Here is a 15995-nt window from a genome sequence, read left to right as displayed (position 1 = left end):
TCATTCCAGTGTCTTTTCCATCGGATTCAGTGGGTTTAGTCACACCACAAAAGTTTCAGTTTGAACAACCTTTAGAACTTGAATGTGGCCGAGTATTGCCGCGTTTCGATTTAATGGTTGAAACCTATGGAACACTCAATGCAGATCAATCCAATGCCATTCTGATTTGCCATGCATTGTCAGGACATCATCATGCGGCAGGCTACCATCATGATGATGACAAAAAAGCAGGCTGGTGGGACAGTTGTATTGGACCAGGAAAAGCGATTGATACCAATCACTTCTTTGTCGTTTCCTTAAATAATATCGGGGGTTGCAGCGGTTCAACGGGACCAACCTCACCGAATCCTGAAAATGAAAACCGTCCTTATGGCCCAGACTTTCCACTGGTCACAGTTCGCGACTGGGTCAAAACCCAAGCCATGCTGTCAGATCGTTTAGGCGTTAAAGTTTGGTATTCAGTGATTGGCGGCTCTTTGGGCGGTATGCAGGCACTACAATGGTCACTGGATTATCCAGACCGCTTAAAAAAATGTGCCATTATCGCCAGTGCACCAAAGCTTTCCGCACAAAATATTGCCTTCAACGAAGTTGCGCGCCAATCAATTCTTTCTGATCCTGATTTTCATCATGGTCGTTATCTGGAAAATGATAGTTATCCAAAACGCGGTTTGATCTTGGCACGGATGGTCGGCCATATCACCTACTTGTCTGAAGAAGCCATGAAACAGAAATTTGGTCGCGATTTAAAATCGGGCAAATTTATGTATGGTTTTGATGTCGAATTCCAAGTGGAAAGTTATTTACGTTACCAAGGTGAACAATTTAGTCGCAATTTCGATGCAAATACTTACTTGATTATGACCAAGGCCTTGGATTATTTTGACCCTTCACGTGAATATGAACATTCTTTAACGAAAGCCATGAGTCAACCGAAGTGCCAATTTTTAGTGATTTCATTTACCACAGACTGGCGTTTTAGTCCGAGTCGCTCACAGGAACTGGTGGATGCTTTGATTGATAATCATAAGCCTGTCAGCTACTTAGATATTGATGCTGAACAAGGCCATGACTCTTTCCTCTTCCCTATTCCACTCTATGTGAAAACCCTACGCGCATTTTTAGGTGGAGAACAACAGTTGCAATCGACATCGCAGGAGCAGCACTAATGCGTATAGATCAACGACTCGCTGAAAAATGGATCAACCCGAACTCTAGCGTGTTAGACTTAGGCTGTGGTGATGGTGAATTGCTGGCTCATATGAGCAAACAGCACAATATTCGTGCCTATGGGCTAGAAATTGATCAAGAAAAGATTGCAATTGCCATCAGTCGGGGGTTAAATATTATCCAACAGGACTTAAACCTCGGTTTAAGCCGTTTTGCCGACCAGTCTTTTGACTCTGTGGTTATGGCACAAGCTTTGCAAGCTGTAGATGCACCCGATGTATTACTTCGTGATATGGTGCGTGTCGGCAAACAGGCCATTATTACTTTTCCAAACTTTGCGCATTGGAAGACACGTTCTTTTCTTGCCTTGAAAGGGAAAATGCCTGTTTCGGAAGCTTTACCGTATATGTGGTATAACACCCCGAATATTCATTTATGTACTTTCCGTGACTTTGAAGCCTTATGTGCCGAGAATCGGATTAAAATTATTAATCGACTTGCCGTTAATGGTGACCAACAAGGTAGTATGCTCAGTAAGCATATGCCGAACCTATTTGGTGAAGTCGCAATTTATCGAGTGAGCGCTCTATGAAAAAGACATTAATCAGCACATTTTTATTTGGTCTGATCAGTATACAAGCGCACGCTGACTATGTTGCTCAACCACAATCTGTGGCAACACAGGCAGCGCGATACTCAGTCATGAGTATCGGTGAATTACAAAGCGCAGCAAGATCTGGTCAAGCTGGGGCACAGTTTTATTTAGCAACCCGTTACCAATTTGGTAAAGACGTTGCTAAAGATGAGAAACAAGCATTCTCTTTATTCAAGGCAGCAGCAGATCAAGGCTTATCTGCAGCGCAGTTGAATGTCGGTCGTATGTATGCCGATGGTATTGGTACCAAAAAAGACGAAGCTTTAGCGCGTAAATATTTCGAGAAAGCAGCAAGCAACGGCGATAACCGTGCCAGCTTCAATCTTGCAATGATGGAAGAGCAAAAGAAAAATTTTGTTGGTGCTTATCAATGGTATGAATTATCTACCCGTGATGGCATGCTGGATACTAAAGTCATCAGCCTATCTGAAGGGAAGAAAACCGCGTTGGCTGCTAACTTGACTCAAGATCAGATTCGTACTGCACGTGACCGTGCTGATAAATGGATTCAAGCGCAATAATCTTGCTTAGATCTATTGAGTAATATAAAAAACCGACTTGTAAGAGTCGGTTTTTTATTGGTTTTATTCCAAATTGATTTAAATGTAGTTCAATTTCTACTTTTACAAAAAGATCTTAAGCTGCTATTTATCTTAAATTGTTCATTTTTTAGTACTCATGTCTCAGATATTTGCGGAACTCACCCAAGATCAATCACATCGTCCGATCTTGGAATATGCACTCCAGTATATTGATGTGACCCTCCCTCGTGTTGCCATTGATTGTGGATGTGGCGCAGGCAATGAAGCAGCCTTCTTACTCAAACATGACTATCGGGTTTATGCCTTTGATCCCTCTGAAGCAGCACAACGGGCATGTCAGTATCGATTTAAAAATCATCCTAAATTCTTTTTCTCAAATCATGTTTTTGAGAATTATCCGTTTCCATCAGCCAGTATTATCATTGCCCTATTCAGTCTGTTCTTTTGCGCCCCTAGCCAAATTGATCATGTACTCGCAAAGATGAAACATGCCTTGCCGCAAGGCGGGATTTTATTAATACAACTTTTAGGTCAAAATGATGCTTGGTTATTACAACAGCCTCAGACCATGCAAGGATTTAATCGCCAGCAAATTAAACAACTGTTCATTGAAGATTATGAAATTTTATTGAATCAAGAAACCAGAACAGAACATCCAAATGCTCACGGAAAAATTAAATTCTGGAATTTCCACACACTGATTTTGAAAAAACTTTAGCATGAAATTTTCTTTTACCGTTACACCCTATTCAGATGGAATTTATGCTGGTCTTAACATGCAGATCATTCCCTATGATTTGCAACAAAATCCAAATTGTGATCATTCAATTGTCATTGATGAAATCGCATTTTCTTTAGTAGAGCACTTATTTTTAAGGGATAAAAAGCCTTGGTCACACTGGGGAAATACATATCTTGATGCAGGAGAAATAGCGCAAGTTATTGCAAAACTTGATACATATAAAGTTTACTTAGAAGCTAAAAAATATTTACGCTATAACGATAATGTTCGTCTTTTATTTAAACAAGAAACAAAATTTTTTAAGAAAAAATATCCAAAATATAAAGTGGAAGTGATCAAAATGATGGATGATCTTATACGTTTCTTAAGCAAACTATTAGAACAAGATGTTGATGGACTTACTATTATCGGTGTTTAATCATAAAGATATACAACCGACTTAGACCACCAAATCGAGTACAATTCATCTGATTTAAAATATTGAGATTTTCAGCATGTCTACCCAAGCATGGCTCAACCAAGGCAGCCTTGTCCTTGCAAGCAATAACAAAGGTAAAGTTGTTGAATTTGAACATCTGTTTCAACAACTGAATCTTCCTGTCGAGATTATTCCGCAAGGCAAACTCGATATTGAAGATGCGATTGAAGATGGTCTTAGCTTTGTTGAAAATGCCATTATCAAAGCACGTCATGCATCTAAACTTTCAGGTAAACCTGCACTGGCAGATGATTCTGGACTATGTGTCCCGATCTTAGGTGGTGCACCTGGGATTTACTCAGCACGTTATGCAGGCGAACATGGCAATGATGCTGCCAATAACCAAAAACTGTTGGCTGATCTTGCACCTTTGCGTAAAGAAGGCGAAACCATTGAAGGCATGTTTGTTTGTGTCTTGGCATTGGTCACCCATGCAGAAGATCCACTCCCACAAATTTTCCAAGGCATTTGGAAAGGTGAGATTTTAGCCGCCGCACGTGGTGAAAACGGTTTTGGTTATGATCCTTTATTTTGGCTACCAGAACTCAATGTTTCGAGTGCTGAACTCAGCAAAGCTGAGAAAAATAAGATCAGCCATCGCGGTCAAGCGATGCAGCTGTTTAAAGCCAGTTTGGTTTAAAACCCTAAAGTGCTCTCCTATATGAGGGCACTTTTTATATGCAGCAATAAACTATAAATCACTATCACCATACAACTCACAATGGTTCCTGCAGCAATATAACGGGCTGAAATGCCTGTACCTTGGTAATGCGTTTCCAAAGCAACAATATTAGCGGCAGGCGGCAGACAAAATAAAAAGAACAGCACAGGTATCAAGAATTTAATCTGTGGAATCTCAATGCAATAATAAGTCACGCTACAAATGACCAGACCACACAATAATTTCAGCATCAGTGTGCGCGTACTTAGCCATAAGTCAGCCCGATGCACCCGTGTATATCTGAGCCACATCCCTAAAATACACATCCCTGCAAAACTCATCCCAAATTTGGCAACATCATACAGCCCTTCTACAACAAGATTCCCCTGTAAACGCTGAATACCACATAGCCATAAAATCAATGCTGCAAACAAGGCCAAGACTGGCGGTGATTGTAAAACTTTCTGGAAAATCACTGAGGCGTTTGATGATTCTTTTGAAACTGCAGTCACCGCCCAAATATTGCCAAATAAAGATCCGCCAATATACAGTGCAATCATCGCTGCACTGACTTGCTCTCCAAATAAGGCTATGGCGAATGGAAAACCAAGCCAACCAATATTGCTATAACTAAAACAAAGTGCCTGCAAACGGTCTTTAGAGAAATAGGCAAATAAGTAAAACAGCAAGATCGATGAAATGAAACTAAATAGAATAAGTGCAAAGCTACCTGCCTGATAGAACACCATATTGTAAATAATCACTACAGGAATAAATAACCGCGCCAATAAAGCAGATAAGATCTTTTTGGTCTGTTCTGAGACTTTGAATTGAGCGATCAAAAGCCCGAAAACAAAGGCGCCTATTGGGAGGATAAAGGTCATGTCAATCTAGTTTTTATCACTTATTTATACGCTGCTTATGCTAGCACTATTTGCAGGAAAACAGCTGCTTTGTCTTAAAACTGCAATATAAGTGTCACATATTTGTCATGGCCAACTGTTGAGATATAGCAAAGTTTTATAGGAATAGAAGAATGGCTGGCTTATCAATTTGGCATGTACTAATTTTTGCATTTGTCGTGATTTTACTTTTCGGCACATCTAAGCTTAAAAACTTAGGTAAAGATGTCGGTGGTGCAGTAAAAGACTTCAAAAAATCAATGAAAGAAGAAGAAACAGCTGCTCCTTTAAATGAACCTCGCACCATTGATGCTCAAGTTAAAAATACTGAAAACTCAGTAAAAGGCTAAGCGAGCACGACTATGCTGAATTTGGGAATGACCGAGATCTTTTGCTTTGCAGTGATTGCATTGCTGGTGCTTGGCCCGGATAAATTACCAGAAGCTGCCCGGTTCGTAGCGAAATGGTATGGAAAAATTAAAAAATTTATCAACAACATTCAGAACGAAATTGACCGTGAACTCCGCCTTTCTGAGTTCCGTGAAGAAATGCAAAAAGAAATTGATAAAATTACTGAGCTCGAACGCAGGATGCAACAACAACTCGATGCGCTTAAAGGCACACAAACACCGTCAGAGACAGAAGTTGCAGAAACCAAGACTCAGTCACCCGTGATTTATAGCCATTGTTCAGAGCAACGTATTGTCCCTTTCAGTATTGCCTATCAAAAGCATTTACCTCATCACCTTGAGTCGCCCTTATCGGCACCAAAGTTTGATACAGAATTAAAGATTGCCGTATGAGCCAATTACCATCAACCTCAGCCAGTACTGAAGAATCCCTGCAACAAATGCCGGTGATGCAGCATTTAATTGTGCTGCGACAATATCTGTTTAAGATTGTTGGGGTGACGATTCTTCTTTTCTTCTGCTTATTGCCATTTAGAAATACCACTTATCAATGGCTCTCTGAACCGTTAAGACAGCAGTTACCCGCAACATCAACCATGATTGCAACCGATGTTACTGCAACATTTATGGCGCCCTTTAAGCTTAATTTATTTGTTGCCTTTATGCTGGCGATGCCCTACATCATTTATCAGATCTGGTCATTTATCAGACCTGCACTGTATGAAAAGGAACGCCATCTGGCCATTCCCCTGCTGTTAGGTAGTATCGTGCTGTTTTATCTGGGTGTGGCATTTGCTTATTTTATTACGCTGCCTGCAATTCTGCATTTCTTTATTAGTGTCTCCCCTGAAACTGTTGCACCAATGACCGACATCAATAGTTATTTAAGCTTCTGCTTAAAGCTGTTTTTAGTCTTTGGTTTCACCTTTGAAATCCCGATTATTACCCTCGTCCTGATTTTAATTGGTGTGGTGAGTACCCAGAGTCTGGTGGAAAAACGCCGCTTCATTATTGTGGGCTGTTTCTTTGTGGCCATGTTTGTCACACCACCCGACGCCTTGTCCATGATTATGCTGGCAGTACCCATGTGGATGCTGTTTGAACTTGGTTTACTGTTCGGAAAAATACTGGAAAAAAGAAAAGTAGCCGACTAAAACAGCCTAAAACTCCCTGAAAAACTTCAGGGAGTTTTTTTTATTTTAATTTCATATTTTTTAGTCGCTTATAAAAAATAAATTGTCTTAAAACTGCATTAAAACTGTCAAAAAAATGTCATCTCTGCTTCATAGAATCTATCAGGATTTATTTGCCCTATATTAAAGAAATGGATTTACTATGACAGCCAATACCCATCAGCCAAGTCGTCGTGATATTTTAAAATGGTTCGCAGGCGTTCCATTTTTACCCCTCGGAGCAATGAGTACCGCCGCCGTTTTAACAGGCTGTAATGATGATAATAATGACTCTGCTATCACCCCTACACCTCCTGCTGCCAAATTTAAAAATGCAACATTTACCCCCATGGCAGCTCCGAATCTAAGCAACCCTGCTGCAATGGCAACCACCACCGTTGCCTCAACGCTCAGTATCAATTGGGATGATGGTTCAAAAACCGATTACACCCTTGCTTATAAGCCTTTCTTCACCACAGGTGACATGGTAACTGATGGCAAAGGCGGCAAAATCCTTGCCGGAGGTTATGTTGATATCAATAACCAACCGATTATCGATAAATCAAAAGCAGGGCAAGAACGCCAATTCTTTTCAGATTGTCCAGATGGAAGCTCGTTGATTAGCTTTAAACAAGCGACAGGTAAAGATTTTACCGATGCAGATAAAAAAGCCTTAGGTGTTGCAGGAAATCCTGTTTTCCATGTAGTGCAATTTGAATATACCACTCGTGATCAAAGCCTAAGCTCTATGTATGGTCTTTTACCTTCACCAATCGCCATTTTAACTCTGGATCAAGACCCTAAAACAGGTCATTTATCTTTAGTGAAATATCACAATGTGGATACCTCCAAGGTCAATGGCTTATGGATTACCTGTGGTGCCAGCTTATCGCCATGGGGAACACATCTTTCGAGTGAAGAATACGAGCCTGATGCAAATAACGTTGCAGGAAGCTATCTACCTGTATTCAGTAAAAACCTATTTGGCGACAGCAATAAAGGCAATCCTTACCACTACGGTCATTTACCAGAAGTGACGGTTAATACCGATGGTACGGGTTCAATTAAAAAACATTACTGTTTAGGTCGTATTTCACATGAGCTAGTACAAGTCATGCCAGATAACCGCACGGCATTAATGGGTGATGATGCAACCAATGGCGGCTTGTTTATGTTCGTTGCAGATAAAGAAAAAGATTTATCTGCAGGCACACTCTATGTTGCTAAATGGAAGCAAACATCTGGCGTCGGCCCAGGTGCGGGTGATATCAGCTGGATCAATCTTGGTCATGCAACAAGCGATGAAGTAAAAGGCTGGGCTGATCAATATAAAATTTCTGATCTTATGGATGTCAAAACTGCTGATCCTAAAGATGCAAGCTATACCAAGATTCGCTTCAGTGGCAAAGATAACTGGGTGAAATTAGTTGCAGGTAAAGAGCGTGAGGCTGCATTCCTTGAAACCCATCGCTATGCAGCTTTGGTCGGTGCAAGTATGGGATTCACCAAAATGGAAGGTACAACGGTCAACATTAAGGATAAAATTGCTTATTCTGCAATGTCTTATGTTCAGTCTTCTATGATTGACAAAACCACTGATATCCAAGTACAAGGCCCGAAAGCAGGTGCCGTGTATGCTCACACCTTAAAAGGTAGCCAAGTTGATCAAAAAAACCAGTTGATTAATAGTGAATGGGTATCGATACACATGGAAGCTCCTGCGGCTTTGGTTGGTGAAGACCTTGCCACTGCTGATGCCCTAGGTAACCTTGCCAATGCAGATAAAATTGCCAACCCAGATAACATCAAGTTCTCTGAAAATTTACGTACCCTCTTCATTGGTGAAGATAGTGGTATGCACATCAATAACTTCTTATGGGCTTATAATGTCGATACCAAACAATTAAGCCGTATCTTATCCACGCCTGCTGGTGCTGAATCAACAGGTCTACATGCTGTAGATGCGGTGAATGGTTGGACTTATATCATGAGTAACTTCCAGCACCCGGGTGACTGGGAATCTCCATTACACGATAAAGTAAAAACGACGCTTGATCCTTTAGTCCGTGCAAACTACAAAGACCGTTTTGCTGCTGCGGTGGGTTATATTACTGCAGATCCAATTGCACCTTCAGTAGAAAAGAAAGCTGCAACAACAAAATAAGCAAGCATTGAAAATACAAAAGCCGACATCATGTCGGCTTTTGTATGTCTGGATCAATTCATCATGATCCGTTCGAACGCAAATAAGAAATATCGCAATGTTCGACTGATTATATTGGCGTGATCTGGCTAATTTATATTTATTACTTGGCTAAATCTATTTTGATGAGTCTTATTATGATAAAGCCCCTTTAAGAAGGGGCTAAATCCAAGCATGCAATTTTAGTTCAGTTAATCCCCAAAATCGGAATAGTCCTTCGTTGTAAACTTACTATATGTTTTCCAAGGTTCGGCAATATTCACCTGTTGAATATTGGCTTTTAGGATGTCGTAACGCAAACCATCCAGACTACGAACTTCAACACGTTTGGCAATGTTATTGCGGTTATCCCACTCAATACTCATTTTATTTTTCTTATTCTGAGTCTCATACCATGTAGTGTTTGCATCCTTTTTCTTCACTGTCATTGCTTTTAGACTTTTAGGGTCGATTAATGAATAAACGCATGACCAGCAATTACTTAAGCCTAACATATCAACATCGGCATCCTGTAAATGCACAACTGTTTTATCTTCCATCAACACTAAATTGAGTTTTGGCTGTTTTTTATGATCAATAAAATAATGCTGCGCTGCTTCAGCCAAATCTAAATGTTTATGGCCACCTTTCTCCTGACCATGTTGATGATGTTTAGGTAATACACGCTCAATCCAGATATTCTGTGTATTACGATACATACGCTCCTGAAACACACTGGTACGTGTCACGCCATCATTCCCAATGGTTTGAGTCTCACGCATAATACTGGCGCTCAATAAGGGAGCAGCATGTAAAGAAGTCATCCCCAAACAGAGTAAGACTGAACTAATCACAAGGCGCATGTTATTTCCTACATAAAAAAACCTCAGTCATAGTGACTGAGGTTTCTTGCAATATGATGAAAAACTTCAATAAAAGGTTTATTTAAAGCCAAATGCTTCTTTTAATTTGCTAAACACCCATGCATTTTCTCTCGTCCCTTTAAAGACTTGTGAACCTGCGCCTTCAGCAAACAATAAGACATCTCCACCACCATGTGTTTCAGAGCCAGGACTACCAAGTTTTACCCCAACCTCTTGTAAATAATCATCGGCTGCTGCCTCATTGTCAGTAATATCGATGCGTGACGTTGGACGTGGCCCACCACCATTACCAAACACTAAAGTGGTTGAGGTCTTGCCTTTCGCATCAAAGTTAGGGGCATGTTTCTTGCCATCCTCTAATACACGGGTACGCGTATCTGATGCTTTCGCCTCTTGATAACTATAGCTTAAGCCTAAGATACCTGGATTCGTCGCCGTGGTTTTGCCAGTACGTGCAGTATAACCATTAAATGTCATGGTATGGTCATGGTCAGCCGTGACGACGATTAAAGTATTTTTTAACTCAGGATCAGTTTTCTTGATTTTATCCAGTGCGGTCTTAATCGCATTATCAAAGGCAATGGTATCTTGTAAAGCACGTTTAGCATTGGTTTGATGTAAAGCGTGGTCAATACGTCCGCCTTCAACCATCAAGAAGAAGCCTTTACCTGCAGTATCTTGTGCCTGTAATAAATCAATCGATTTTGCGGTCATTTCAGCCAAACTTGGTTGATTCGGTGCCGTTCTAGGACGATCCAAGTCATATTCCAGATGAGAGGTTGCCGAATAAAGACCGATATATTTTTTATTCAGTGGTGCAGCATCCATTTCTGCTTTTGTCGCACCGACGGTATAATTCTTCGCTTTTAGCTCATCCAGCAAATTACGTCCATCAATACGTCCCCGTTTATTGTCAGTCGCATTATATGGAGTGAAGTGGTTACGACCACCCCCCATGAGCACATCCACACCATCGAGCAGTTTAGGGTTATAACCTGCACCACCAGGAATCACTTGACGCGCAATCTCATATTGCGCATTACGATTACACACATGAGCAAAAGTTGCAGCTGGGGTTGCGTGGGTTAATTCTGTCGTGGTAATCGCCCCTACCTTTTTACCATTGGCTTTGGCCAATTCAAGAATCGTCTCGGCAGGACTGCCTGCTGCTACACTCGAGCCAGGCGTTGGGCAGTTATTCACAGCATTCGACACTTTCGTTCCATCGGGTGCCGTACCTGAGCTTGGCTCAACAGCAACAGTTCCCGGTGTCATGCCAATCACTTCATTACGGGTTTTTTTCCCTGTCATATAGGCTGCCATTGACGGCGCACTATCGGTGGTTTGACCATCTTCTGAATAAGTCTTGATACGTACGGTACGGCGCAAGGTGTCCATGGTTAATTTGCCAGATTCACCATAGCCATAAATACGGCTTGCCGTGACCGTAGTTGGCCCCATACCATCACCTAAAAAGAAAATGATATTTTTAGCTTCACCCGCCGCCTGTACACCTGTACTTGCAGCCAAGAGTGCAACAGTTAAAGCAGATGCTTTCATACCCAACTGACCTAATTTAAATTGTTTTAACATCATCATTCTCCAGTCTGTTGTTATTTATCTAGGCCAATGGCTTTGCGAACTAAATTAAATACTTCGATATTTTCTAGACTGCCGTGGAAGTTGTCTGACCCCACACCAATCGCGCCAAGGAACACATCAGTACCGCCATGCGTTTCACTATCAGCGAAACCAGTCTGCACCACTGCTTCTTGCTGGAAATCATCTGAAGCTGTACCCGTACACCAACCATCTTTATCAATATCCGTCCCACGGCTATCGGTATATTTACCTGCTGGGCCTGCTGCTGGATTACAACTATCGTTATCAGCTAAAACACCACGCGCTTCAATACGGTCATTATCTAAACGTTTTTTACCTGTACCAAAGCCAATGATCGGATATGGATTGCCGTTGACATCGGTTGAGAATCCCGCTTTGTTATAGTTCTTCACTAGGCCCAAGACACTGGTCTCAGCACCTTTTACATATTTACCTGTACGTTTCGCATAACCATTCAAGACCATGGTATGGTCATGGTCAGCAGTCACCACGATCAAGGTATTTTTGAGCTCTGGATCAGTCAGTTTAATTTTATCAATCGCTGCCTTAATCGCATTGTCAAAAGCAACCGTATCCTGCAACGCACGTTTTGCATTGGTGTCATGCAAGGCATGGTCAATACGGCCACCCTCGACCATCAAGAAGAAACTTTTGTTTTTTGCCTGTAGGACATCAATCGCTTTGGTGGTCATATCCGCTAAGCTAGGTTCATCAATCTTCTTATTGGTACGATCCAAGTCATAATTCATATGGCTGGCATTAAAGAGACCCAATAATTTTTTAGTTTTGCTTGGATCAATTTTTGCAAGGTCAGTACCACTTGAAACAAAGTTATAACCTTGATCTTGCATTTCTTTTACTAGGTCTCGGCCGTCAGCACGTTTACCACCTGCAACAGTCGTCGGTTTAAACTGACGTAAACCACCACCTAACACTACATCTACGCCATCTTTAAGCTTGCTGTTATAAGCGCCCCATCCTGTCCCTTTACCTGCAGGAACAAGCTGTGCCGCAATATCATTCTCTGCATCACGATGGCAAACATGGGCATAGGTTGTGGCTGGCGTTGCATGGGTAATACGCGTGGTAGTTACTACCCCTGTGCCCATCCCCTGAGCTTTGGCAAGTTCAAGTAAAGTTTCAACAGGTTTTTTGCCTTTATTCTCGCTAACATCATCACAGGTACTGGTTCCATCTGCTTTTGGTGCAGATGCAATCGTTCCTGATTGCATGGAAATGACTTCATTTTTCATTTTCACGCCAGTCATATAAGCCGCCATAGACGGCGCGCTATCGGTCACCTGACCATCTTCCGAAAAAGTGCGTACAAAAGCAGTTTCTGGCAGTGTATCAATGGTCAGATCACCATCTTCCCCAACAGAATAAATTCGTGATGCCGTTAAAGTGGTAATCCCCATACCATCACCCAAAAAGAAAATCACATTTTTAGCTTTTGGTGTTGTAGGTACTTCCGTTTTGTCGTTTTTATCACTGTCGTTACACGCAGTCATGCCAGCTGACAGAACTGCCATTAAACTGACCGCCAAGAGCTTTTTGGAAAAGCTCATCTTTGATAAGAACATAAAATATCCCCAGATCTATTTGTTTGGACGTAACTCGATTGGCTACACCTTAACAATGCTGGGTGACCCTTTTATGTCACCTTGATGACAGTATTATTTCATCTTGTTGTTTTATATTGAAATTATGTTATAACATATCATTTTAAGGCGCTAATTTTAACTGAAGATCAACAATTGCACCTCGTGACGGCCCTTGCTGAGATTTTTCCAGCCAATGCCACTGTGTCGGGCTAAGTCTTAAAAAATTTGAACAGCGCGTTCCATACACTGGACTCTGAATAAAAGTAGAGGACAATAATTCTTCCATTTCTGTATTGATTCCCGTATCGGGTAACAAATCTGGAATCACCTTTCGTTCATCCTCCAAAATATCCCAAGCGGCGGCATCGATTGCGGATTCAGTCATTTGTGTTTGCTGCAACATCGGTAAAAATTCTTGGGTAAAACGCTGACGCAAATGTCGGGTTTTCTCCCAATCTTCAGACATGAGGCCATTGGATACCACATACACGCCATTGGCGAGTACTTGCGGCGCTTCACCACGGTTACTCATATATACCGCTTGTGTTCGATCACCCACGAACAAGTTAAAGCCCGCATAGTCCTGCTGCTGTTGCTCCAGCTGCTGGGCAAACCGAATCGGCGCCAAGTCACTTTCTAAAAAGGCTTGAATCAAATACCCGCGAGAAGTGGCATAGGCTTTCTGCTCCTGACCATTGCGAAAATTGGTCACAATCGCCCAGCGACCAGAGGCCGTGACCCCCATCCAAGTCCCCCCTGATTGCAAATCCTGTCCTGCGACAATGCTGCTATTTTCCCATGCATGCAAGGCAGAACTTGGTCGATGGTAAAACTCATCACGATTTGAAATTAAACATAGAGGCATCTCATCCAGCACCTGCCATGCAAAAGCGACAATACACATAAATCCTTTTCCCCCGCCTTTTGGAACCTTGATCTTTCACATTGAATGTACAACATTTTTCAGATCATTCCGCTACAATCTGCTCAAAATATAAAATTGAGGAGCAGCGATGCTGACCTATCCAAATATTGATCCAGTTGCACTGAGCTTAGGACCAGTCAAAGTGCACTGGTACGGACTCATGTATCTGTTGGCTTTTCTCTGTGCATGGGGCTTAGCATCGTATCGCGCTAAACAACGTGATGGCTGGACAGCCGACATGGTGTCAGACCTAGTCTTCTACGGCGCATTGGGCGTTGTGCTTGGCGGGCGTGTTGGTTATGTGTTGTTCTACGAATTTGGTAAATTCTTAGAAAATCCACTGTGGTTATTCCAAGTCTGGACTGGTGGTATGAGCTTCCACGGCGGCTTCCTCGGTGTCATGATTGCGATGTTATTTTGGTGTAAAAAATACCAAAAAACCTGGTTCCAAACCTTGGACTTTATCGCACCCTGTGTACCAACAGGCTTGATGTTTGGGCGCTTTGGTAACTTTATTGGGGGAGAACTGTATGGTCGCCCAGTACAAGATCCAAGCTATCCATTCGGAATGATTTTCCCAACAGATCCACTCGGTTTGGTACGCCATCCTTCACAAATCTATCAAGCTCTCTGTGAAGGCTTGATTCTATTTATCGTACTGTGGTGGTTCAGTTCTAAGCCTCGCCCACGGATGGCCGTTTCAGCCTTATTCCTCGTCGGTTACGGGATCGCACGCTTCTTTATGGAATTCTTCCGCGAACCTGATGCAGACCAAGGCTATATCTTATTTGGCTGGATGACCAAAGGTCAGATTCTCAGTTTCCCAATGATTATTATTGGTCTGTGGATGATCTGGTACGCTTACCGTAAAAATATCTATGACTGGCAGTTAAAGAAATAATAAAAGGGGAGCAAGAGCTCCCTTTTTTATTGTGACAATCGGCAAATTTATAAAGTTCCAAGAAAAAGCGTATATTGATTTTGTCTATATCTGGATCAGCATCCATGTTTGAGAATAATCAAAGACAATCTTACTTTAAAAGTTCTGAACTCATTCTCTCTCTTGCACCGTTAACGCTGAATCCGGACATCATCCTTACCCTAGAAAAAAGTCTCGGGCTGGTTTTTATCCATGAAGAAGCATCACCACAGGTTTGTTTCGCCAACCAAAACACTGAATTACAAGATGCGTATAAACAGGTATTTAGCGCAGTTGATCTCGTAGATTATGTCTATGCAATCTTAAACTCGGAAAAGCAACGTACAGAGGAAATACAGCTGTTGAATCCTACTTTAGCTCCAATTCCCTATCCAACTGATCATCTGCTGTTCTGGAAACTGGTCACCATCGGTCAACGATACCGACTTTCGCAGCATTAAAACTTTCCAGCCAACGCTTGCACGACATCACCTAACCGCTTGCCTTGTGCTTCACACAAGATCTTCTCATCTTGACTCAAACTTTGGTCATGACGCGGCCCACTGACATGACTGGCCCCATACGGTGTACCACCTGTTTTGGTATTCGACAAGGCAGGTATTGAGTTTGGTAAGCCCATGATCATCATGCCATGATGGAACAAGGGAGGTAACATACTGAGTAACGTACTTTCCTGACCACCGTGCATTGAGCCTGATGAAGTAAACACACAAGCAGGTTTGTTATGCAAAGCACCGTTCAGCCATAAGCTGGTGGTTTGATCCCAAAAATACTTCATCTCACTGGCCATATTGCCAAATCGTGTTGGAGAACCCAAGGCCAAGCCTGAACAATGACTAAGATCTTCTAAAGTGCAATAAATATCGCCATCGGCTGGAATACTCGCTGCAGCCTCAGTGACTATGGTGGCCAAATTCGGCACAGTTCGGATGCGTGCAGTCACACCTGCCGCTTCAATTCCATCGGCAATCAGATGCGCCATTTGCTTGGTTGCACCATATTTACTGTAATAAAGAACAAGAACGTAAGGTTGCATCACTTTCAAGAATTTTGTTAAAAAGGACACTATACGACATTTTTTACTTTTTGAGCTGTAGTAAATCCT

The 15995-nt window shown here is 42.0% G+C and carries 18 protein-coding genes; 12 read left to right on the top strand and 6 right to left on the bottom strand.

The window, feature by feature from the left end; all coding sequences use genetic code 11:
• Nucleotides 1-8 precede the first annotated feature (8 nt).
• The 6 genes from metX (at nucleotide 9) to rdgB (ending at nucleotide 4227) form a co-directional block, all read left to right on the top strand.
• Nucleotides 9-1169, top strand: coding sequence for a homoserine O-succinyltransferase MetX (gene metX, locus F907_RS13455; RefSeq protein WP_005276188.1), 1161 nt, complete (start codon nucleotides 9-11; stop codon nucleotides 1167-1169).
• Nucleotides 1169-1762: a methionine biosynthesis protein MetW gene (metW, locus tag F907_RS13460; RefSeq protein ID WP_016651551.1), complete on the top strand. Its 594-nt coding sequence runs from the start codon at nucleotides 1169-1171 to the stop codon at nucleotides 1760-1762. Before metX ends, metW begins: the two co-directional genes overlap by 1 nt.
• Nucleotides 1759-2346 (top strand): tetratricopeptide repeat protein, encoded by a 588-nt coding sequence (locus tag F907_RS13465; protein WP_005238646.1) that lies wholly within the window; start codon nucleotides 1759-1761, stop codon nucleotides 2344-2346. The genes metW and F907_RS13465 overlap by 4 nt, the downstream gene beginning before the upstream one ends.
• Before the next feature lie 157 nt (nucleotides 2347-2503).
• Complete coding sequence (locus tag F907_RS13470) at nucleotides 2504-3085, top strand: class I SAM-dependent methyltransferase (RefSeq protein WP_016651550.1); 582 nt, start codon at nucleotides 2504-2506, stop codon at nucleotides 3083-3085.
• Between the two features lies 1 nt (nucleotide 3086).
• On the top strand, nucleotides 3087-3527 hold the full coding sequence (locus F907_RS13475; RefSeq protein ID WP_004757127.1) for a hypothetical protein: 441 nt from the start codon (nucleotides 3087-3089) through the stop codon (nucleotides 3525-3527).
• Between the two features lie 76 nt (nucleotides 3528-3603).
• Nucleotides 3604-4227 carry an RdgB/HAM1 family non-canonical purine NTP pyrophosphatase gene (gene rdgB / locus F907_RS13480; RefSeq protein WP_004757126.1) on the top strand — a complete coding sequence of 208 codons (624 nt, stop codon included), beginning with the start codon at nucleotides 3604-3606 and terminating at the stop codon, nucleotides 4225-4227.
• Nucleotides 4228-4244: 17 nt separating this feature from the next.
• Here the strand turns inward: rdgB and F907_RS13485 are convergent, their stop codons facing one another.
• Nucleotides 4245-5132, bottom strand: a complete 888-nt coding sequence (locus tag F907_RS13485; RefSeq protein ID WP_016651549.1) for an AEC family transporter — start codon at nucleotides 5130-5132, stop codon at nucleotides 4245-4247.
• Between the two features lie 152 nt (nucleotides 5133-5284).
• Between F907_RS13485 and tatA the strand changes: the two genes are divergently transcribed.
• From tatA to F907_RS13505, 4 genes are all read left to right on the top strand, one after another.
• Nucleotides 5285-5500 carry a Sec-independent protein translocase subunit TatA gene (tatA, locus tag F907_RS13490; protein ID WP_016651548.1) on the top strand — a complete coding sequence of 72 codons (216 nt, stop codon included), beginning with the start codon at nucleotides 5285-5287 and terminating at the stop codon, nucleotides 5498-5500.
• Nucleotides 5501-5512: 12 nt separating this feature from the next.
• Entirely contained in the window at nucleotides 5513-5953 is a 441-nt protein-coding gene (gene tatB / locus F907_RS13495) for a Sec-independent protein translocase protein TatB (RefSeq protein WP_016651547.1), read from the top strand.
• Nucleotides 5950-6714 carry a twin-arginine translocase subunit TatC gene (gene tatC / locus F907_RS13500; RefSeq protein ID WP_004757118.1) on the top strand — a complete coding sequence of 255 codons (765 nt, stop codon included), beginning with the start codon at nucleotides 5950-5952 and terminating at the stop codon, nucleotides 6712-6714. The genes tatB and tatC overlap by 4 nt, the downstream gene beginning before the upstream one ends.
• Before the next feature lie 181 nt (nucleotides 6715-6895).
• Nucleotides 6896-8896, top strand: a complete 2001-nt coding sequence (locus F907_RS13505; RefSeq protein WP_016651546.1) for a PhoX family protein — start codon at nucleotides 6896-6898, stop codon at nucleotides 8894-8896.
• A 230-nt stretch (nucleotides 8897-9126) separates the two neighbouring features.
• Here the strand turns inward: F907_RS13505 and F907_RS13510 are convergent, their stop codons facing one another.
• The 4 genes from F907_RS13510 to F907_RS13525 all read right to left on the bottom strand — a co-directional run bounded on the left by F907_RS13510 (nucleotide 9127) and on the right by F907_RS13525 (nucleotide 13929).
• Nucleotides 9127-9777: a hypothetical protein gene (locus F907_RS13510; protein WP_004757114.1), complete on the bottom strand. Its 651-nt coding sequence runs from the start codon at nucleotides 9775-9777 to the stop codon at nucleotides 9127-9129.
• 78 nt (nucleotides 9778-9855) lie between these two features.
• Nucleotides 9856-11391: an alkaline phosphatase gene (locus F907_RS13515; protein WP_016651545.1), complete on the bottom strand. Its 1536-nt coding sequence runs from the start codon at nucleotides 11389-11391 to the stop codon at nucleotides 9856-9858.
• A gap of 20 nt (nucleotides 11392-11411) precedes the next feature.
• Nucleotides 11412-13004 (bottom strand): alkaline phosphatase, encoded by a 1593-nt coding sequence (locus F907_RS13520; RefSeq protein ID WP_005276167.1) that lies wholly within the window; start codon nucleotides 13002-13004, stop codon nucleotides 11412-11414.
• A gap of 142 nt (nucleotides 13005-13146) precedes the next feature.
• A complete protein-coding gene (locus F907_RS13525) occupies nucleotides 13147-13929 on the bottom strand; it encodes an NRDE family protein (protein WP_005276165.1) in 783 nt (260 codons plus the stop codon).
• 109 nt (nucleotides 13930-14038) lie between these two features.
• Between F907_RS13525 and lgt the strand changes: the two genes are divergently transcribed.
• Together lgt and F907_RS13535 are read left to right on the top strand one after the other, a co-directional pair.
• Nucleotides 14039-14851 (top strand): prolipoprotein diacylglyceryl transferase, encoded by an 813-nt coding sequence (lgt, locus tag F907_RS13530; protein ID WP_005276162.1) that lies wholly within the window; start codon nucleotides 14039-14041, stop codon nucleotides 14849-14851.
• 104 nt (nucleotides 14852-14955) lie between these two features.
• Entirely contained in the window at nucleotides 14956-15330 is a 375-nt protein-coding gene (locus F907_RS13535; protein ID WP_016651544.1) for a type ISP restriction/modification enzyme, read from the top strand.
• Here the strand turns inward: F907_RS13535 and wrbA are convergent.
• Nucleotides 15327-15926, bottom strand: a complete 600-nt coding sequence (gene wrbA / locus F907_RS13540; RefSeq protein ID WP_005276158.1) for an NAD(P)H:quinone oxidoreductase — start codon at nucleotides 15924-15926, stop codon at nucleotides 15327-15329. The genes F907_RS13535 and wrbA overlap by 4 nt on opposite strands.
• Nucleotides 15927-15995 lie beyond the last annotated feature (69 nt).

The organism is Acinetobacter colistiniresistens, from assembly GCF_000413935.1.
Lineage (GTDB): Bacteria > Pseudomonadota > Gammaproteobacteria > Pseudomonadales > Moraxellaceae > Acinetobacter > Acinetobacter colistiniresistens.
The sequence above is the reverse complement of the archived record's forward strand: the minus strand, read 5'-3'. Positions and strand labels throughout refer to the sequence as shown.